Source organism: Companilactobacillus jidongensis (genome assembly GCF_003946575.1).
In the GTDB taxonomy this organism is placed as follows: Bacteria; Bacillota; Bacilli; order Lactobacillales; family Lactobacillaceae; genus Companilactobacillus; species Companilactobacillus jidongensis.
Window position 1 is genome coordinate 1 of sequence record NZ_RHOP01000005.1, and the last position, 20078, is coordinate 20078.

At 36.6% G+C, this 20078-nt stretch carries 17 protein-coding genes; 8 read left to right on the forward strand and 9 right to left on the reverse strand.

The features are described from left to right. Positions 1–42: 42 nt before the first annotated feature. The 5 genes from EKM68_RS03730 to EKM68_RS03750 form a co-directional block, all read right to left on the reverse strand. Positions 43–762 carry a restriction endonuclease subunit S gene (locus EKM68_RS03730; RefSeq protein WP_125588327.1) on the reverse strand — a complete coding sequence of 240 codons (720 nt, stop codon included), beginning with the start codon at positions 760–762 and terminating at the stop codon, positions 43–45. Continuing rightward, the gene (locus tag EKM68_RS03735) at positions 755–2404 is read right to left on the reverse strand and encodes a type I restriction-modification system subunit M (RefSeq protein ID WP_125588328.1); all 1650 of its coding nucleotides are present in this window, start codon (positions 2402–2404) and stop codon (positions 755–757) included. The genes EKM68_RS03730 and EKM68_RS03735 overlap by 8 nt, the downstream gene beginning before the upstream one ends. A gap of 8 nt (positions 2405–2412) precedes the next feature. Next, entirely contained in the window at positions 2413–5505 is a 3093-nt protein-coding gene (locus EKM68_RS03740; protein ID WP_125588329.1) for a type I restriction endonuclease subunit R, read from the reverse strand. Between the two features lie 421 nt (positions 5506–5926). Beyond that, a complete protein-coding gene (locus EKM68_RS03745) occupies positions 5927–6565 on the reverse strand; it encodes an SDR family oxidoreductase (protein ID WP_125588330.1) in 639 nt (212 codons plus the stop codon). 140 nt (positions 6566–6705) lie between these two features. Continuing rightward, positions 6706–7671 (reverse strand): LacI family DNA-binding transcriptional regulator, encoded by a 966-nt coding sequence (locus EKM68_RS03750; protein ID WP_125588331.1) that lies wholly within the window; start codon positions 7669–7671, stop codon positions 6706–6708. 224 nt (positions 7672–7895) lie between these two features. On the opposite strand from EKM68_RS03750, the gene EKM68_RS03755 reads away from it, so the two are divergent. From EKM68_RS03755 to EKM68_RS03765, 3 genes are read left to right on the forward strand one after another with little or no spacing between them, the layout of a single operon-like run. Then, positions 7896–8951 carry a Gfo/Idh/MocA family protein gene (locus EKM68_RS03755; RefSeq protein WP_225422954.1) on the forward strand — a complete coding sequence of 352 codons (1056 nt, stop codon included), beginning with the start codon at positions 7896–7898 and terminating at the stop codon, positions 8949–8951. Between the two features lie 19 nt (positions 8952–8970). Next, positions 8971–9921: a GRP family sugar transporter gene (locus EKM68_RS03760; protein WP_125588332.1), complete on the forward strand. Its 951-nt coding sequence runs from the start codon at positions 8971–8973 to the stop codon at positions 9919–9921. A gap of 14 nt (positions 9922–9935) precedes the next feature. Beyond that, positions 9936–10874 (forward strand): sugar phosphate isomerase/epimerase family protein, encoded by a 939-nt coding sequence (locus EKM68_RS03765; RefSeq protein ID WP_125588333.1) that lies wholly within the window; start codon positions 9936–9938, stop codon positions 10872–10874. 94 nt (positions 10875–10968) lie between these two features. Here EKM68_RS03765 and EKM68_RS03770 read toward each other — a convergent pair whose 3' ends face one another. Continuing rightward, the gene (locus tag EKM68_RS03770; protein WP_404810794.1) at positions 10969–11781 is read right to left on the reverse strand and encodes an ABC transporter substrate-binding protein; all 813 of its coding nucleotides are present in this window, start codon (positions 11779–11781) and stop codon (positions 10969–10971) included. 284 nt (positions 11782–12065) lie between these two features. Here EKM68_RS03770 and EKM68_RS03775 point away from each other — a divergent pair, with 284 nt between their 5' ends. Genes EKM68_RS03775 through EKM68_RS03785 form a run of 3 tightly spaced genes read left to right on the forward strand, consistent with a single transcriptional unit; the run spans position 12066 to position 14853 of the window. Next, positions 12066–12860, forward strand: coding sequence for an ABC transporter ATP-binding protein (locus tag EKM68_RS03775; RefSeq protein ID WP_125588335.1), 795 nt, complete (start codon positions 12066–12068; stop codon positions 12858–12860). Then, on the forward strand, positions 12857–13855 hold the full coding sequence (locus EKM68_RS03780) for a FecCD family ABC transporter permease (protein ID WP_125588336.1): 999 nt from the start codon (positions 12857–12859) through the stop codon (positions 13853–13855). The genes EKM68_RS03775 and EKM68_RS03780 overlap by 4 nt, the downstream gene beginning before the upstream one ends. Then, positions 13852–14853 (forward strand): FecCD family ABC transporter permease, encoded by a 1002-nt coding sequence (locus tag EKM68_RS03785; protein ID WP_125588337.1) that lies wholly within the window; start codon positions 13852–13854, stop codon positions 14851–14853. Before EKM68_RS03780 ends, EKM68_RS03785 begins: the two co-directional genes overlap by 4 nt. On the opposite strand, the gene EKM68_RS03790 is transcribed toward EKM68_RS03785, so the two are convergent. Next, entirely contained in the window at positions 14843–15694 is an 852-nt protein-coding gene (locus EKM68_RS03790; protein WP_125588338.1) for a fructosamine kinase family protein, read from the reverse strand. The genes EKM68_RS03785 and EKM68_RS03790 overlap by 11 nt on opposite strands. 80 nt (positions 15695–15774) lie before the next feature. Here EKM68_RS03790 and EKM68_RS03795 point away from each other — a divergent pair, with 80 nt between their 5' ends. Together EKM68_RS03795 and EKM68_RS03800 are read left to right on the forward strand one after the other, a co-directional pair. Next, positions 15775–16209 (forward strand): MarR family winged helix-turn-helix transcriptional regulator, encoded by a 435-nt coding sequence (locus EKM68_RS03795; protein ID WP_125588339.1) that lies wholly within the window; start codon positions 15775–15777, stop codon positions 16207–16209. An 11-nt stretch (positions 16210–16220) separates the two neighbouring features. After that, entirely contained in the window at positions 16221–17159 is a 939-nt protein-coding gene (locus EKM68_RS03800) for a nucleoside hydrolase (protein WP_125588340.1), read from the forward strand. Between the two features lie 26 nt (positions 17160–17185). On the opposite strand, the gene EKM68_RS03805 is transcribed toward EKM68_RS03800, so the two are convergent. Both EKM68_RS03805 and EKM68_RS03810 read right to left on the reverse strand, forming a co-directional pair. Beyond that, a complete protein-coding gene (locus EKM68_RS03805) occupies positions 17186–18529 on the reverse strand; it encodes a Na+/H+ antiporter NhaC family protein (RefSeq protein WP_125588341.1) in 1344 nt (447 codons plus the stop codon). Positions 18530–18666: 137 nt separating this feature from the next. Then, positions 18667–20052, reverse strand: a complete 1386-nt coding sequence (locus tag EKM68_RS03810) for an MFS transporter (RefSeq protein ID WP_225422955.1) — start codon at positions 20050–20052, stop codon at positions 18667–18669. Positions 20053–20078: the final 26 nt, after the last annotated feature.

Below are 20078 nucleotides of genomic sequence, written 5' to 3' on the forward strand. Positions count from 1 at the left end.
ACAAAATCATCCGCATTCTCAAATGAGAGTACGGATGATTTTTTATTTTTCAATACGGTCAGTTATTAGGTGCTTACGCTGTTCCCAATTTTTATTAAAATCATTAAATCTCATATCAGGTGATTTTTTTGAATATGAAGGAAATAGTTTCTCCAATATACTTTGTTTTAGCTTTGTATACAACAGAATTTTATCCTGTTGAAGAGTAATAAGTTTATCCATTGTATCCAATAGACTTGTGATCCTTTTTTGTGCTTTTATTGAAGGAATAGAAATTGGTAATATTTTTATTATTTCGGCATTGTAACTTTGCTGTTTTGTCCCTTGTGTATATTCTATTCCGTATTGTTCTCCGTATTTCAGATACCACTGGAAAAGAAAAGGTACCGTTAATTTTTCATTAATTGGAAACAAAGCCATACATGACTGATTAAGAGTTGTTTCAATCCCGAGAATAGCACAATTTCCGCGAGTTCCAGCTGCCTCAAGACCAGTAATTGCCATTATGAACGTACCGGACGGAATTAGATGTAAATTTGCTTGTTTTTGTCCAGACGACGTTATCCTTTCTATTGTTTTTGTTATAAGGCCATGATTCAATTCCCCACTTGATAGCCAATTTATATTTCCATTCCAATTTTCCTTGTTTGATCTAGAGGGAGTTTGACCATTATATAATTTATTAACTAGTTCTCCCAACTGATGTTGTTCCCAATCATCAGTAAACCCTTTAAACCGTACCTCAGGTACACGTTTATCCATTATGTTTCACCTCGTCATCTAACATAGAAATGAAATCATTAAGATCATTTTGAATCTTTTCATCAGAAGAAGTGAGTTCTTTCATCATTGAAAGTAACTCCTTTTTATTTTCTTCAATTTTTTTATTATTTTCTTTTATTTCTTTCGTTATATCTCCTAAATCAATTTCTGGTTCAGGTTCAAAAGTATCTACATATCTCGGTATATTCAAATTAAAATCATTTTCTTTAATTTGATCCATATTTGCAACATGTGCATACTTATCTACATCTTTTCGATCATTATAAGTATCAACGATTTTATCAATGTCTTGTGGACGAAGAAGATTTTGATTTTTACCTTTTTCAAAATCATTACTTGCATCAATAAACAAGACATCTTTGTTAGTCTTATTCTTCTTCAACACCATAACAACAGTAGGAATACCAGTTGAATAGAACAATCCTGCAGGTAATCCAATAATTGCATCAATTTGATTTTTCTCTAGAAGTGCACGGCGAATTTTTTCTTCCTTAGCTCCACGGAATAAAACACCATGAGGCAAAACAATTGCCATTGTTCCCTTAGAACTTAGATGATACAAACCATGCAATAAGAATGAATAGTCAGCCTTAGTTTTAGGAGCCAACCCTCCGTAATCTTTAAAACGCGGATCTTTCATTTTATTATCATTATTATCCCAATGTGCTGAATATGGAGGATTAGCGACTACCATATCAAAGTTTCTAGGATGATCTATACCTTGTGAGTCAACACCATCAGGCCAATCACTCTCCAAAGTATCAGCATTTTTCAAATCCATATTCATATATGAAACATCGTGCATCATCAAATTCATACGAGCTAAATTATATGTTGTTGTATTCAATTCTTGTCCATAATAGAATAAGCGACGATTTTTAATTTGTTCTTGAACTGTTAATAACAACGAACCAGAACCACAAGCAAAATCATAGACGCTCGGTTTAGTTTCTTCAGGATCTAATCCTTGAACTACTAGCTTAGATAAAACTTCCGATACTTGGTGAGGTGTATAGAATTCACCAGCTTTTTTACCGGAATCACCAGCAAATTGAGCAATTAAAAATTCATAAATGTCACCTAAAATATCGTGACCATCGTCATCCTTGTATTGAATTTCATCAACTAAGTCAACAATTTCAGTCAATGCTTTAGCACGTGCGGCAGTCGTTTGACCCAAACGTGAATTAATAATATTCATGTCTGCGAAGACACCATGGAAATCTTGCTTAGCATTGGTATTCAAATCAACATTGTGATTGAAACCATCTATCATATCTTGAAAATCAGATGGTGCAAGTGAATTATTATTAACTTTGTTAACAATAGTTTGCCATGTATATTGTGGTGCGATTGCGTAACCTAATGAATCAGCTAGATCTTCAAGATAATCGTTCAAGTCATCCCCACTGGCTTGTTCAATATAAGCATCGTTAACACTTTGTCCTTCTTCAATGTCTAACAAATCATTTTGAAGCATGCGTTGCTCTTGGTGTTCTGACAAGTAACGGTAGAACATGAATCCCAAAATATAATTTCTATATTCATTAGCGTCCATATTACCACGGAGTTTATTAGCCATTTCCCAAATCTGGCTCGTAATTTCTTGTGCTTTAGTCATAATTCCTCCTAATATTTCTCAATCATTTGATCAGCAAACTTTTTAAAGCTTCTCCTCAGATGAGTTCTATATTTTATTTTTGATAATTCTCTAACTTCTTCTGAATCAGCGTCAGTAAGATAAACAGAAGTTCCTTCTTTTACAATTTCATCCAGAATTCCGTTTATATTCAAATCATCGGCCGATTTAACATGATTTGTAACAATTTCATTAATCATTTGCGAGGAGTCTATATCGGCTAATCCCCAGTCTTTCTTATATTCGAAAATATCATTCCTCAAACGCATATCATTGTGACCTGATACCAGTTTTTTAATATCCTTCTGGTTAACTGGATAACTGTCGTGCTCAACATTCCCGTCCATAACATCTTTAGTAAATTGATTAATTTGTTCAGCATATTTACGGTCATCGACTTTATCTGAAATAGTTTTGATTTCCTTAGCTGTTTTATTAGCCGATTCTAAATCATTATCATGATATTGATTCATTAAGTCAGCAATTAATTCTTCTAGGTAATCATAATTAACACGTATTGCTTTGATATGTTCCATTTTCAAATCAATCTGTGATACATCAACATTATGTATCACACTAATTTTGTTTTTTATTTCATTAGTTAATGTAGTTGTAAGAATTTCTTCGGTATCTATGTCTATTCCAACTTCATTTAATAGCTCTTCAGGATGCTCGTCATTGTACTTGTCATCTTGCTTAACCATGGCCATCAAATGATTATACTTTCTCAAAGTAGAATACATTTCTTCGACTTTGTTTGGATTATTAATATCCGGTGTTCTTGTAAAATTACTAGAATAATCAGCTAGTTGATCAACAACTTGTTTAAGGTCTTCTCTAACTTCTTCATATGGTTTTGTTATTACATCAATTGGTGAATCAATTAATTCTATCTGAATATCTGCAGAATCACGATTTGCATAAATTGCCAGAGCTTTCTTCATCAACTCTTCTGTGTGGTGTGGCCAACGATAGTTTACAATTCTACCGAATGGCTTAGTCTGCATGTCATACACCCGATTCGTTCTAGAATAAGCTTGAATCAAAGCAGCTCCTTGTAAAGTTCTATCAACATATAAAGTATTCATTTGTGGTGCATTAAATCCAGTTAGAAGTTGGTCAACCACAATAACAATATCGAAGTACTTACCATCATCAATTGTGCGATTCAATCTTGAAACAACTTGTGCAGTATATTCTTTTACCTGAGTATCATCAAAACTAGTCCCAAATTCTTTATTGTAATCATCCATGACTTCACGTAGATTATTGTTATTTTTAAGCTGTTTATCACCATTCGAAGTATCTTGACTAAAAGTGATTCCAATTTTCAATGGCTTATCTAACTCTGCATTTCTTCTTTTGAATTCGTTATAATACATCATTGCCATTGGTGTTGATGCCTTTCCACCACCAACGTGAGTGGTAAACAGTGCATTGTATTCGCCGTGACGTGAACGTTTATTCCAGTTTTTTATAATGTCATCAACTACTAATTCGATATGTTTAGAATTTTCATCATAAACTGAGGGTTTGATTGTATCATCCATATCCTCATCAGCCATATTATCAATTTTAGTTGCAATATCTTCTTCGGACATTTTTGGATAGCGCATTTTAAAGTATTCAGGTAAATATTGATCACGTAGAACCGAATCAGATAATGTAGTTTCAAAATCAACCTTAAATCCAAGTACATTTCCATCAGCAATTGCATCCCGAATCGTATATGCATGAATCAAATCACCAAATATTTCACTAGTTGTTGGATGGGTTTCAAATACGGGTGTACCAGTATAACCAATCCAGGCAGATTTTCTAAACCCGTCTTTGATACGCTTCAACATATCACCAGAAGTAGATCGATGGGCTTCATCGACAATAAAGACAATATTTTTATCTATTCTTTTGAAGTCATTTCCACGAACCAGCGAATCCATCTTTTGTGTAGAAGTAACTATAATACCGTTACCCTTTTTATTTAATTTGCGTTCCAATGCCCAGCGATTAGAGGTATCCGTCACGACACCACCATTACTGTCTTCTGTATTTTCCGGATCATATGCCTTGTATTCATCAACGGTTTGATTCGTTAATGCGACACGATCAACTAAGAAAACAACTTTATCAACATTAGGCAATCTTGAAGCCAACCAAGCCGCCTTAAATGAACTTATAGTTTTACCAGACCCAGTTGTATGCCATACATAGCCAGCACCTTGATCATCAATTCCAAATGTATGTTGACGCAGCTTTCTAATGACCCTTTGTGTTGCATAAACTTGATAAGGTCGCATGGCCTTGATCATCTGATGTTTTGGAGTACCATCTAGAATCATATAATTAGTTGCCATTTGGTGGGACATGGGTATAGACAGCATATTATTAGAGAATTCTCTCCAATCATATACTGGCTTATTATCTTCTGCATTCTGCCATTTAAACGAAAAATCAGTATTAAATTTGTCAGCCGTTGTGTTAGCCATATAGCGAATATCGTGGGGCATCATCGCAACTAATATTTGAAGTGTTGAAAAAATATCAGAATATTGATTTTCCTCTATGTACTGATGCATTTGATTCAGAGCCTCTTTAGCATCATGACCATCTGCTTTTTCTTCAATTTGAATTATAGGTAAACCATTAATCAATAAGGTTGTATCGAATCGACGATTTTTTCGTCCCGGGATAATTGCAGGACGTTCAATTTGATTCACGATTTGATAAATTGTATCACCGGCACCAATATTATCTTGATCAAAAATCTTCAAATAAACATGCTGTCCATCATCTCGATCTATCTCTACTTGCGAAATCCCATTCATCCCATATAAGAATTGTCCAGCTTGATATGGTGTTTCTAGCTGACTAATGATCATTTTAATCTGTTTAAACTCAGCATCTGAAAGTGGTGAATCTAACCTATCTTGATTGTGTTGCTCAATAATACTTTTAAAATTCCCCCATAAATCATCATTAGTTTTTATTTCTGGGCAGTAGTCCCACTGTTTAGTCCCACCTAGATTTACCAAGTAATCAATTAACTTATTTTCAAACTCTAACTCGTCAGTCTCTTTCCCCATGATATCCTCCAATTAAAGAAAAATAAATCTTCATACCCTATTTACTTAAGATAGACATTAATTTACTTTTGTATTCTCTTTCATTTTATCAGATAACAGGTATATCAAGAGTTTTAATTTATCCTAATAACAAACCAAAACAATCATCAATACCACCGACAATCTTCAAAAATTTCAATTCAGAACTTCAGTTCAAGCAATCCATATCATCAATAAGGAAAATTAACCACTGTCTTTTCTGTAATATTATATTGAGTAGTATCTTTTTCTGTTTCATACTTAATTTTTTTGCATTATTCAGCCTCACCTATTTTATGTATTTTTATAGATTAATTGCATCAAAATAATGGATTATAATACTTAAAAAATAACAAAAAAAAAGAGCACGTCCAACCGGACATGCTCCAAAAAAAACTCTATTCTAATACCAAGCAGGCTTATCCCCATCAGTACCGGCCTTATCAACACCAATTGATTCACGATTGAACTTATCAGGTGCTTGTGTAATATCAACAACCAATTGGGCAACTGACTTACGAGAAACCTCGGTACCCTTGAAGGCTTCACCTTTTTGAGTAGTTTCATAATCTACTTCGTCCTTATCGGTCAACCAAGCTGGACGAACGATCGTATATTCCAAATCAGAATCTTCAATAACCTTTGCGGCTGCAGCATATGTTGTGATATAGCTACCAAGTGTACTATTATTCCACTCACCGAACTTGCCAGGAACTTCATCATAAATCCCTAAGGTTGAAATCCAAATTAGTCGTTTAACTCCAGCTGAATGCATGGCTTCTACAACTGATCTGGCCTGGTCTTCAATATTGCCACCAGCTAGATTAGCATAAACAACATCAACATCTTTCATCGATGCAACTAATTTTTCTGTATCTGTGGTATCCCCGCCAACTACTTCGACTAACTTATTATCGATATCACGCAATCTCTCGGGACGTCTCAAGAACAATCTCAAGCTATCGTTAGTTGAGTCCAAATATATTTGTGTTGCTCTACGGGCAATCTTACCGTTAGCTCCAAGTACTAATACTCTAGTCATATTCGTATCTCCCTCTATTTTTCTCTACATTCACATCATAGTTGAGAGTAAGTTTTTTTACAAAAATAGCTTCTCGCAAAATTAATATAGACATAAAAATGATAATTATATTTGTGGTATCAATTACTTGTTATATCTTCTTATGTAGTCTCTCTAACAATAAGTTCAGTCTTTAAAAACAAATGATTCTTTTTCTGATTGCTCTTCCTTAATAATTCTATCGCTGAATAACCCTCTTGAAATTTTGGTTGATTGATTGTGGTCAGTGACGGACTAATTATTTTTGAAATAATCGTATTATCGAATCCTATCACCGAAATATCCTCAGGTATTTTGAGATTATATTTTCTAGCAGCGGAAATAACTGCGGCCCCGAGCGTATCTGACACACAGAAAAATGCATTTGGCCTGTTGATAGAATTAAGCATTTGGGAAACTATCGGATACGCTATATCGTAGCTGATAGCCGGTAATGATACATTCCACTCCTCATTAAATTTTAAGTCACCATTGGCCAAAGCTTTTTTAAATCCACGTTCTCTTTCGATGGAATATTTAAAACTAGACGGTCCATTAAGAATCGCAATTTTATTTTTTCCAGATGCAATTAACTGTTCAGTCGCTAGTTTTGCGGCAGCACTGTCATCGATCGACACCGCCGGAAGATTTGATTCAATATTGTATTCACAACATTGAACTACGCGCGTATGTTTTGACAAAATATTAAGAAGCTTGGTAGATAACTGATTAAGCAAAACAATTCCATACACATTTAATTCATCCAAATACTCTATAAAATCATCAATTGATTCAATATTGATTTCTGTTTGATCAATTAATAATTTAAACCCCGATGCATTAGCCGCTGCCTTGGTTCCTTCAAGAATTTCAGTATAAAACAGATTTGTTAACTCTGGTACATTAACAATAATCAAATCTTTTTTCGAATCATCAATTTTCTTTCTAAATTTTAAACTGTCGATGGCCTCATCTACTCTTTGTGCCGTATCAATACTCACTTCTGAACGATGATTGAGTACTCTTGATACCGTGGAGGGAGAAACATGGGCTTTTTTTGCGACCTCATAAGCATTAACTTTTACCAATTGATTCACTCCCAGTTTAATAAAATATTTCAGTAAATTTCATAAATTAGCAATATCATAACATTGTGAAAGGATAATGCAATTGTCTGTCATCAAGCTTCTTGACTGCACAAATGTAAAAATCTCCTAATGAAATATTTCAGTATATGAAATATATATTGAAATGTAAGCGTTTGTAAAATATTATAACTCTTGTTAAGTCAACTTAATTGGGAGGAATAAAATTGGAAAATAAACAAATCAATATTGGAATCATAGGATGTGGAAGAATTGCACAAACCAGACACATACCTGAATATGCTTCAAATAAAAACGCAAATATCCTAGGCTATTTTGATTTCAACAAACAACGCGCTGAAGAAATAGCCAAAAAATATGGTGGAAAGGTATATGAAAGCGTTGAAGCTATGTTAGCAGATAATGACATCGATGCTGTCAGTGTCTGTGTTACTAATTCTGCGCACGCAAGTATTTCCATTCAAGCATTGAATGCTGGAAAAAATGTTCTGTGCGAAAAACCAATGGCAACTAGTCTTGAAGACAGTGAGGCCATGGTATGGGCTGCCAAGAAGAACCATAAGCTTTTAATGATCGATCAAAATCAGCGTTTTGCTAAAACTCATATTCGTGCAAAGGAACTTCTTGAAAAAAATACCATTGGCAAAGCTTTAACATTTAAATCAACCTTTGGACATGGCGGACCAGAAACATGGAGTGTCGATGGCGGTCCTAACACTTGGTTCTTTGATAAAAATAAATCTAAATATGGCGCAATTTTTGACCTGGGCGTACACAAGATTGATCTAGTTCAGTATCTATTGAATAGCGCGGTAAATAATGTTTCAGCTAGGTTAACAACGTTAGACAAAAAAGATTCAACCGGAAAACTAATCGGTGTTGATGACAATGCCATCAGTATCTATGAACTGGATAACGGCGTTATAGGAACTGTAACATCAAGCTGGACTTACTATGGTGAAGAAGATAATTCAACCATTGTCTATGGTTCAGAAGGAATTATGAAAATTTATGATGATCCAACATATTCAATCGTAGTCATCAAGAAAAATGGTGAAAAGATTCTCTATGATATCGATCAAATTCAAACAAATGACAATCAAACTAAGTCTGGCGTTATGGATGAGTTCATCGATTCATTGATCGAAAAACGAGTTCCTAAATCTGACGCTGAATCTGTAATCAATTCGATGAGGGCCGTATTTGCAAGTATTGAATCGAATGAGACAGGAAAACGGGTCTCAATTAGTGGTACAAAATAAAAGTTTGGGGGATAGATAAATGGCTATATTAATTGCACTTATACCGTCACTTTGCTGGGGTTCAATTGGATTATTATCAACAAAATTCGGAGGTAACTCTTCTCAACAAACATTAGGGTTGACCTTTGGGGGATTACTTTTCGGGATATTAACATATTTATTTTGGGTACTACCTCATGGCTATTTAATGGATAGTAAAATAATTATTATTGGTCTTATCTCTGGTGTTTTATGGACTGTTGGTCAAGGTTTTCAATTTGTTGCAATCAAGTCAATGGGCGTTTCACGTGCAGTTCCGTTATCAATGACCAGTCAAATTGTTGGTAACGCTTTGTTAGGAGCAGCCATACTCGGAGAATGGCAAAACATTCAAACATGGACTGCTGGCATTGTAGGAATTATTTTGATCGTTATTGGCGCTACTTGGATTCAAACAAAAGATAAAACTAGCAAAACATCTGAAAAAAGTAATTCATTGAGTGGTTATCTTCCATTAACATTCTCAACCTTAGGATTCATGGGATATTTCATTGCTCCCAAACTACTACAACGTTGGTTGAACGTCTCCAGTTCAGTTATCAACGCTGATCATGGTGTACAATACATGATTTCAATTATTTTCCCACAGTCAATCGGAATGGTAATCGGTGGTTTCTTGTTCGTATATCTTATTTCTCATGAAACAAAGAATATGATCAATGTATCAACATGGAAAAACAGCATTACAGGTTTTGTTTGGGCTATCGGAAATGTTGCTCTATTTGTTTCAATCGCTAACCCCAATCTTGGTCAAGCAGTATCTTCTACCTTGAGTTCACTTGGATTCATCGTAGGTGCTTTCGGTGGTATCTACATACTTCACGAAAAAAAGACGAGTCATCAAATGAAATTAATAACTGTTGGAACAATTGTGGCCGTACTAGGAGCAGTAGTTATGAGTAACTTGACTTACTTTGCACAAATAATTTAGAAGAGGGAAAAATTATGAAATTTGGATTTTTAACTGGTTGTCTTCAAAATATGACGTTGGAAGAAAAAATGGCGTATGCTCATAAAGTTGGCTTCACTGCACTCGATGTATCATGCTGGCCAAGACAAAATACTCGTGATTTCTCCGGTAGTGATATTGACGTGGAGAACTTAACAGATGAAGATATAACAAATATTAAAAATAATCAAAAAAAATATAATATAACATTCTCTAGCTTGGCTTATTACGATAACATGCTAGATCCTGATGAAACAACCAGAAACTCATACGCAAAACATCTTGATGCAGTTATTAAGGCTGCCTCAAGACTAGGAACGCCCTTAGTAGGATGTTTCGTTGGTAAAGATCAAACAAAGTCTTTAACAGAAAATTTTGATGAATACGAAAAAGTATTCACACACTTTGTTCAATTAGCCGAAGAAAATAATGTTAAGTTAATGATTGAAAACTGTCCTATGCCTGGATGGCAAGAAGATGGATTGCCAGGCACTATTTCTTATTCTCCTGAGCTCTGGGATGAAATGTTCAAAAGGATTCCAAGTAAGAGCATCGGCTTGAACTTTGATCCGTCACATCTAGATTGGTTACACATCGATTATCTACAAGCTCTTCGTGACTACAAAGATCGAATTTTGCATATTGACGCGAAAGACATGATTGTTGACGAAAAGAAGTTTTCATACTATGGCATCTTCGGTAAGAAACTAAATCGAACACAGCCTGAGGATCTGGGATTTTGGACACCTGTCATTCCAGGATTGGGTGACATTAACTGGTCTCAATTCTATGAAGTAATGAAAGAAATTGGTTTTGACGATTGCTTCAGTATTGAACACGAGGATAGAAGATTTGCCGCAAATAATGCCGAAGTCGAAAAAGGCCTAGAATTTTCATACAATCATTTGAATCCTATCATTCATGATTTTAAGTGATCCAATTTCCAAAGCAAAATATAAAAATGGATTCAACCAAATTTTTAAATTTGTGTTGAATCCATTTTTTTGAATTATTTTGGGGCATATGACTCTACTTCAAAATATCCTTCTGTACTTGATCAATCATCTCACTATAAGCAATCGGACCTTTATATTGCCAACTTGAATCGTCTCCATATTGGAACAGATTCCCATCTTTAACAGCTGGAATACTTTGCCACAATGAATCCTTGAACAAACTGGCATCCTTATCGCTATTCACTAGAAAAATATAGTCAGCATCTAACTTAGCCAATTTTTCCAATGAAACTGAAGACCAGTCAGCAGTGGCCTTCTTGGAAACCTCTTTAACTAGTGATGGAGCTTTTAATCCCAAATCACCATATAGCAAAGATCCACTGGCCGATTTTTCACTAACGATAAAGGCGGAATTATTAGTTACCCATAATACAGCGACTGATTTACCAGCTGCTTTTTGTTTTATTTCAGTCTTGGCTTTAGAAACTTTTTTATCATATTTTTTCAAAACTGTCTTAGCTTTAGTAGTCTTATTAACTGCCTTAGCAACGTCCATAAACTGTGAACGCCAACTAGCATCAGTACCGTTCTTAACAACATAGGTTGGAGCAATCTTCTCATATTGTGCATACTTACCATTTTCAACAGCGCTATTGGTTCCCATCAAAATCAAATCTGGTTTAGCTTTTGTCACTGCCTCATACGGCAACGAATAATCGATCAAAGGAACGTTCTTCAATTGTTTTTTCAAGTATTGTTGCGTCCCTGAACCATTCTTGACCGACCACTGAACTACTGGTTTGATTCCCAACGCAACTAAATAATCTTCCAAATAACTTCCAACAACTCGTTTAGGCTGTGTTGGTACTGAAACCTTGTGACCCATGGCATCAGTCAACGGACGTGTTGATTCCGAGCTTTTACTTTTATTACCACACGCAGTCGTAAAAATCGCAAAAAATAACGTAATTATTAACAGCGCTTTCAAAAATCTACTTTTCTTCAAAATATTCCTTCCCCCAAACTTCTCAAGTTATATTGATTATTAGTGAAAGTGCTAACAAAAGTCAATACAATGCGGTAAAATAAATTTAATAATATTCCTCTTACATATGATTTTTATACCAAAACTATGTTAGTTAGAGGTCCAAACGACTTGGAGGTTAGGCAATGAACATTATCGAAACAAAAAAAGTTTGTGTCAGCTATGAGAAAAAATTAACAATCAACGACTTATCCATTCAAATACCCAAAGGACGGATCACCACATTGATCGGCCCAAATGGTTCCGGAAAATCGACGTTAATTCGGACAATTGCTCATCTACTACATCCTTGTGATGGATCAGTTTTTCTAGATAGTCAAAATATCGACGAAGAAAAAACTAGTGATATCGCAAAAAAATTGGCCGTTCTTCCCCAATCAAGTAACACGGCTAGTGATTTGACAGTCAATGACCTAGTTACATTTGGCAGAATACCCTATCGAAAAAGATTTGCGACTCTGTCAAAACTCGATCACGAAAAAATAGACTGGGCGATTGAACGAGCATCGCTCAAAGATTTAAAAAATCGACGACTTAGCACTCTGTCCGGTGGACAACGCCAACGTGCCTGGATTGCCATGGCTATTGCTCAAGATACTGACACGATCATTCTGGACGAGCCCACAACATACTTAGACTTGACTCATCAACTAGATGTCATGCTCCTGATCAAGGAACTAAACGAAAAAGAACACCGAACAATTATCATGGCGTTACATGACTTGAATCATGCAGCCAGATTCTCAGATCAACTGATTGCCATCAAGGATGGTGTCCTTCAAGTCAGTGGTCCAGTTCAAAAGGTCATCACGAAACAAAATCTTCGTAATATCTTTAACATCGATGCGACTATCGTTAATGATCACGACAAGCCTTTGATCTTAACTTATAATCGTTGGCAAGAAGGTATTGCCAATTGAGTTCACGGGTCAGATTCTTGTTACAATTTAGCATCGAAATTGTACTTCTCTGTATCTTACTCATTCTCAACGTTCGTTACGGTGCCAATAAAAATAGCAATAACACCGTTATGAACGCTTTATTTAATTATCATTCTAATAATATCGATCAACGGATAATTCACCAAATACGAGTCCCTCGTGTTATCGGAGCAGCCTTAATCGGTTCAGCTTTAGCTGGTAGCGGCGCATTAATGCAATGCGTAACTAAGAATCCGATGGCCGATTCCGGGCTTTTAGGTATCAATTCTGGGGCGGCCCTAATGTTGACCTTCAGTTTTATTTTTTTCCCAAAACTTTCAACTCAACAAACGACCGTTTTTTCTGTCTTTGGAGCAGCCTTGGCAGCCATTCTAGTATTTGGATTAAGTTCCATGAAAAAAATACAATTGAGTCCGACTATCCTAGTATTAGCTGGTATGGCAATCAGCGCGTTTTTTACTGCTCTTAGCGAAGGACTAGCATTGATCACTCAGCTAAAACAAGATCTTGCCTTCTGGCATTTCGGTGGAATTTCAGCTGTCAGCTGGGCACAATTAACTAGTCTTGGTCCTTGGTTAGCCGGCGGCTTACTAGTCACATTGTTACTGGCCCCAAGTCTTAACTTACTAAACCTCAGCGACGATTCTATTAAGAGTTTAGGCAAGAATATCAACTCGATTCGATTGATTGCACTACTATGTGTTGTAATTCTATCTGGAATCTCTGTCGCATTAGTCGGTGCCGTTGCCTTCGTTGGATTGATTATTCCTCACATTGCTAGATTCCTGGTAGGAACTGACTATCGCCAAGTCATGCCGTTAACATTGATTCTTGGAGCTAATTTAACTCTCTGTGCTGATTTAATTGCTAGAACTATTAACCCGCCCAACGAAACACCATTTGGAATTATCATTTCATTAGTCGGCGTACCTTTCTTCATCTACCTTGCTAGAAAGGACAATCAACGCATATGACAAAAAAAATTAAACTGACTACTTGGATCATTACATTGCTTATTATTATCATCGTATTAGCAATCGTTAATCTGAACACTGGTCAAATGAAAGTAACGCCCGCTGATATTTGGCAACTGATCACGGGTAATGGAACCTACGCACAGTCAATCGTAATTTTTGACTTTCGCATACCCCGAATCATTGTTGCTATTCTAGTTGGTTTTGCCCTAGCAATTGCCGGTGACGTGCTTCAAACAACTACTCAGAATCCCATGGCTGACACTAGTTTCTTAGGAATAAATGCTGGAGCTGGACTAGCAGTAATGATATTCATTGCCTTCATCAAGAACCAAGATGCCAACTTATTCATGTTGCCAATGATGGCATTACTAGGTGCCATTCTCAGCACAATCACGGTCTTTTTATGTGCCTATAAAAAAGACACCGGCATAACAGCAAATCGTTTACTGTTAACTGGTGTCGCTTTGTCAGGTTGTTTCTCATCCCTAATGGTTTTATTCACATTAAAATTATCTCCAGAAAATTACCAATTCGTCATGAACTGGCTAACTGGAAGCATCTGGGGAACTAGTTGGTCATTTATTTTGATATTTTTACCATGGTTTATTATTTTTACAACCATTATTTTTAGTAAGTCCAAGGTTCTAGATACCTTTAACCTTGGTGACGAAGTTGCCCAATCGCTTGGCATCTCATTACGGCGTGAGCGAATAATTCTAATTGGTGCCGCAGTTATCTTAGCCGGAGTTAGTGTCTCGATTTCGGGAGGTATTGGTTTCATTGGATTGATCACACCAAATCTAGCTCGCCGTGTTATTGGTTTCAAAAGCAGCAAACGTATGCTACTTTCAGGTACACTTGGAAGCTGCCTATTGATTGCGGCAGATACGCTAGGCAAATGTATCAGCACAACTACTGAAATTCCTGTTGGAGTCATAGTAGCGATAATCGGAGCTCCTTATTTCGTCTATATTCTGATCAAGTCTAATAGTTGATACTCTTCCGCATCGCGTTCTCAAGGCTTGGACCATATCCCTCACCAAACAAATTCAAATGTGCTAATAAATAATATGTCTGGTACCACGGGATTCGTTCCTCCCAACCTGATTCCAATGGGTACTCTTGAGCATAACCAAGATAGAATTCTCTTCCAAATCCACCGAACAATAATGTCATTGCTAGATCCATTTCACGATTACCATAGAAAACATCGGGATCGAACAATATCGGTGTACCGTCAGCTTGATAACCAACATTGCCACTCCACAGATCTCCGTGCATCAGGCTAGGAATAACCTCATGGTTTTGATAGTAATCAAGAATTTTCCCTTCTAACTGTTCCATCAGGTCTTCACGATATTGATTCCAATAAAACTTACTTTTAACTTCTTTAACCAATACTTCTAACCGTTGATTAACATAAAATTCACCCCAGTTATCTTGCCAAGTATTGATTTTTGGATTCTTAGAATTCAAAATATTATGATCCAAGCCAAATTGTTCATTATGTTTTTCGTGCATTTTGGCAACCATCTGTCCTAATTCTGTGTCGTGGCCTTCGCCAAATTCAACATAGTTCATCAGCAAATAACCGCTATTACCAAAATCTCCTGACTTCAATGGTTGTGGAGTATTCGCAACTGAACCGATCAGTTTCAATCCCTCTACTTCATGATCAAAAAATGAACCATTATTGTCTGATTGTACTTTCAAAAAATATTTTTGTTTCGGAGTAGTTATGGAAAAACTCTGATTGATATCTCCTCCTGATACAGATTGACAATCTGTCACATTTGCCAATCCCAACTGGTCAAACCATTCTTGATTTAATTCCATCTTTGTCCGTCCTTTCCACAAATCACTATTTCTACATGCTATAATTTGAGTGTAATACTAGCTCTCAAGGGAGGCTTACTATGACGAGTAATGTGGCCCATCTCATTAAGGTCGCTTCAAATGAAATTTCACGCAGTATCAATGATTTTGCGTCTAAATATAATCTAACTGGTACACAAGTGCAAATAATAGACTTTTTAACTAGCTTGCCAGAAAAGAAAGACATCTTTCAAAGAGATATTGAAGCAGAATTTAACATTCGCCGTTCTACGGCTACTAATATCCTCAAAAATATGGAAAAGAAGGACTTGATCAAGCGCGTGCAAGTTTCAACGGATTCACGTTTGAAAAAAATCATTCTTCTACCTAAATCAACGGAACTACAAGGTGCCATTGACAAGTTTATGAAAGAAAACGATCAAAAAATACTTTCCAGCTTAGGTGCATTTGAACGACTTGGATTCACGCGTGCTCTACAAAAGTTACCTGAAAAGCTGAAAACAAGCAAAAAGTGAGGTAGGAATTAATGACAAAAGTAATTATGGATTGTGACCCCGGAATTGATGACGCAATTGCTCTGACAGTTCTATTGGCACATCCTGAAGCCGCCGACTTGATTGGTGTAACTACTGTTGGTGGTAACGTAAAATTAGACTATGTTACCGCTAATGCCAAAAAACTACTGACATTCCTAGGTTCAAACGCTGAATTGGCTTCTGGACAAGCAACTCCACTAGTCAAAGAAATCGAAACCGCCGGTGAGATCCATGGTAAGACCGGCATGGATGGATATGATTTCCCCACCAACAGTGAAGACTATCCACTAACTAGCAACAATGCTGTAACCTTCATGTACGATCGTCTTTCAAAATGCGATGAAAAAGTCAGTATCGTAGCGACTGCTCCACTAACTAACGTGGCATTATTATTAAAGACTTTTCCAGATGTTAAAGCCAACATCGAACACATTTACATTATGGGTGGTTCAACACTGCAAGGCAACATCACCACAGCCGCAGAATTCAACGCCTATGTTGATCCTGAAGCTATGGACATCGTCTTTAACTCTGGTGTCCCAATCACATTGTCAGGTCTCAACCTCACTGAAAATAAAGCTTACTTGAAGATGGATGAGATCAATAATATCAAGAATCTTGGCAAGGCCGGAATCATGGCTAACGCTATTCTCGACTTCTATTCATCTGCCGAATTAGAAAAAGGTATGACCAAGATTCCGATCCACGATGCTTGTGCCGTACTTAGTTTGATCGCACCAGAATTATTCACAAAGAGTACTAACTACTCAATGGACGTCTCATTAACTAATGATCAATTCCGTGGTATGACTTATCCTGATCGTCGTATTTACGCTGAAGTTAAAAACAATATCAAAGTTCTTGAAGATGTTGACCGTGAAGCGTTTGTTAAGTACCTATTTGATTCAATTGCCTCTTATGACAAATAAAGAGAGTTCTCAGCTGAGAACTCTCTTTATTTTGCTTCAATTTCAAAATTATCATAACCACTTTCAGGTGTTACCTTAACCTTTGGCCATCCTAAGAAGACGAATAGCAAGCTCATGACAATCATCAAGTAACAGTACCAAACCCAGGGAACAATCGCTATTGGCGAAATTCTGGCCATTCCGCCGGCTACCAACAGTTGTCCAGCATATGGAATCAATCCCTGCACATGTGTCGCAAACATGGACAACAATGCTGAAACTCGAGCACGTGAAAGTTTAAACTTCCGCCCGATTTCAGTTGCCAATGGAGCCACTGTGATAATAGCTATCGTATTATTTGTTGTCGCAACACACAAAAGTGTCACCAACATCCCAATTGATAGTTCTGCTCCGTGCTTAGATTTGGTCTGTTTACCTAGTGTATCCATCAACCACTGAATCCCACCGAGATATTTCATTATTTCCACCAAACCACCGACCACAATGGAAATAATCGCAATGTCTTCCATTCCTGCCATCCCATCTTGGATGTACAGCATTGAACCAATTAAATCGAAATTTTGATGAATAACACCAATAACTACCCCCGACACAACACCAATCAGCATAACCGGTAAAACGTTCAATCCCACTAGCGATAACACAATAACCAAAATATAAGGAATAATATCGACAAAATTCCAATTGTAAGCACTATGTAAAACAACCGTTTTAATAGGATAGAGTGCCAACAATATTATATTGATGATAATCGCCGGAATATAAGTAATGATATTCAATTTGAACTTTTCTCTCTGTGCAACACCTTGTGTCTGCACTGACGCAATAGCTGTTGCTGAAATAAATGACAGATTATCACCAAACATGGCACTTCCGACAACGATTCCTGCCATCAAAGCGGGATTAACTCCTGTCTTAGTAGCGACATCAACTGCAACTGGCATCAGGGCGGTAATAGTGCCCATGGAAGTCCCCATCGCAAAACTCAAAATACAGCCAATTACAAAAATACCCGGTAAAATCATATTTGCCGGTAGAATACTCAAGCCCAAATTGGTAACCGAAGATACTGCATGCATCTTCGAAGCCACACCCTGAAAGGCACCTGCCATGATGAAAATTACGACCATCATAATAAGCGTAGGTTCCCCGCCACCTTTACAAAAGGTCACAAATTTTTCTTCCAACGATAATTTTTTGGTACCCTCAGGCGGCGATAGCAAGAATGAAACAATCGATGCAATTATCATCCCTACTAATAGCGGCATACTATCGAACTTGCCTGAAATAACTCCCGTTAAAGCATATAGGATCAAAAATACAACCAGTGGTAGCAGTCCCTTTATGCTACCTTTTTTTGTTTCTTTCATTTAAACACCTATTTATTTTTTCTGTAGATTCAAAACACAACGTAAAAATATTAAACCACATACTTAATTTAAACAAGTCACGAAAAAAGAAGCACACCTTTCGATGTACTTCTAGTTGAAATTCGACCTACTAACACTCAGATTTTTTCTTCTGAAATATCAAATCCATTCGTCAAAACAGCTTTAGTATTTTTGACTTTATTCTTGGCTTTAGCATTTTTAGCTTTGACAAATTTAGGTGAAGTTTCTGGCGCCCAGATCTGGCAAACGACGCCTCCGATCAATAAGGAAATCAAGCAAACAAACAATGTAGCATAAACACCAAAATGACTTGTAATAATTGGTAGAAGGAATGTTCCTAATGCAGCTCCAACACAACTGATTGCGATAACTGCACCAAGTCCCGTCCCTCTTAAACGTGTGTCAAACAATTCTGATGGATATGGGTTTTCCAAAATAACGGCCGCAGATAAAACGACTGCAAATATTGAAAAGATGATCATTGTGATTGAAGCAGGGGCAGATTGCCATATGATCATGACAGCCAAGGCTGCTGCTGCAGTGTAGAAAGTAGATACAATGAAAAACTTTCTAGAAATATAATTGAATATAAGAACACCCAGACAAGCTCCAACAATCTGAAAAACATTATATAAAATACCCGAGACGGCTGGATTTCCAATATTCATATTTTCTGTTAACAAGGGCAAGAAAATTCCAATTCCAAAAAATGGGAAGACTTGACAGGCATAAAAAATACCACCTACCACCACATTACGAAATACTCCTGGGCGTAATAACTCACTCCAAGAAACTGGCTCATCATTATCAACTTCATCTGATTCATTCGTTATAGTGCACTCTTCTCCTAATTCTTGATGAATCAAACGAAGTGCTTCTTCTTTTCTACCGACTGAGGCCAACCAACTAGGAGACTCTGGAATACTTATGACCAACCGAGAAACCGCTGCAATTAGACCCGGAATGGCAGATGAAATAATGATCCAACGCCAAGTATTATCTCCAAGACCAGTAATAAATGTACCTGCTAGATAAGATGCCACAAAGCCACTCATCCAAAAGATAATCATATAACTTTGAAATCGTGATCCATATTTTGTTGGGAACCATTCAGACAATATAGCATTTCCTATTGTATAATCAATGGCAATCGAGATACCAATTCCCACTCTCAGAATAAATAAAATGATCACATTTGATACGAAAAACTGTGCTAATGAAAGAATTGTAAAAAGAATCATGTGACTAACAAACAATGGTCGACGACCAATTTTATCAGCGATATTACCTACTATCAAACTTCCAAACAAACCAATCAAGGTACCTGCTCCTAAAAGCCCCACCCAAAAACTGGATAGATTCAATGGACCAGTCGCTTTGGTCAAAGCTGTACCGGCAATTCCTAGGGCATACCCACAGGCGATTTGTCCAAGTACTACACATAAAAAGATTCGTTTATGGACTGAGGATAAGGCTGCTTCTTTATAGCTCTTTTCATCCACTACTATTTTCCTCCTTTGTTGAAAAC

Bases quoted from the DNA above. Each gene is read 5' to 3' on its own strand.
- EKM68_RS03730 (WP_125588327.1), bottom strand. From the start codon at position 762: ATGGATAAACGTGTACCTGAGGTACGGTTTAAAGGGTTTACTGATGAT.
- EKM68_RS03735 (WP_125588328.1), bottom strand. From the start codon at position 2,404: ATGACTAAAGCACAAGAAATTACGAGCCAGATTTGGGAAATGGCTAAT.
- EKM68_RS03740 (WP_125588329.1), bottom strand. From the start codon at position 5,505: ATGGGGAAAGAGACTGACGAGTTAGAGTTTGAAAATAAGTTAATTGAT.
- EKM68_RS03745 (WP_125588330.1), bottom strand. From the start codon at position 6,565: ATGACTAGAGTATTAGTACTTGGAGCTAACGGTAAGATTGCCCGTAGA.
- EKM68_RS03760 (WP_125588332.1), top strand. From the start codon at position 8,971: ATGGCTATATTAATTGCACTTATACCGTCACTTTGCTGGGGTTCAATT.
- EKM68_RS03765 (WP_125588333.1), top strand. From the start codon at position 9,936: ATGAAATTTGGATTTTTAACTGGTTGTCTTCAAAATATGACGTTGGAA.
- EKM68_RS03770 (WP_404810794.1), bottom strand. From the start codon at position 11,781: ATGGGTCACAAGGTTTCAGTACCAACACAGCCTAAACGAGTTGTTGGA.
- EKM68_RS03775 (WP_125588335.1), top strand. From the start codon at position 12,066: ATGAACATTATCGAAACAAAAAAAGTTTGTGTCAGCTATGAGAAAAAA.
- EKM68_RS03785 (WP_125588337.1), top strand. From the start codon at position 13,852: ATGACAAAAAAAATTAAACTGACTACTTGGATCATTACATTGCTTATT.
- EKM68_RS03790 (WP_125588338.1), bottom strand. From the start codon at position 15,694: ATGGAATTAAATCAAGAATGGTTTGACCAGTTGGGATTGGCAAATGTG.
- EKM68_RS03795 (WP_125588339.1), top strand. From the start codon at position 15,775: ATGACGAGTAATGTGGCCCATCTCATTAAGGTCGCTTCAAATGAAATT.
- EKM68_RS03800 (WP_125588340.1), top strand. From the start codon at position 16,221: ATGACAAAAGTAATTATGGATTGTGACCCCGGAATTGATGACGCAATT.
- EKM68_RS03805 (WP_125588341.1), bottom strand. From the start codon at position 18,529: ATGAAAGAAACAAAAAAAGGTAGCATAAAGGGACTGCTACCACTGGTT.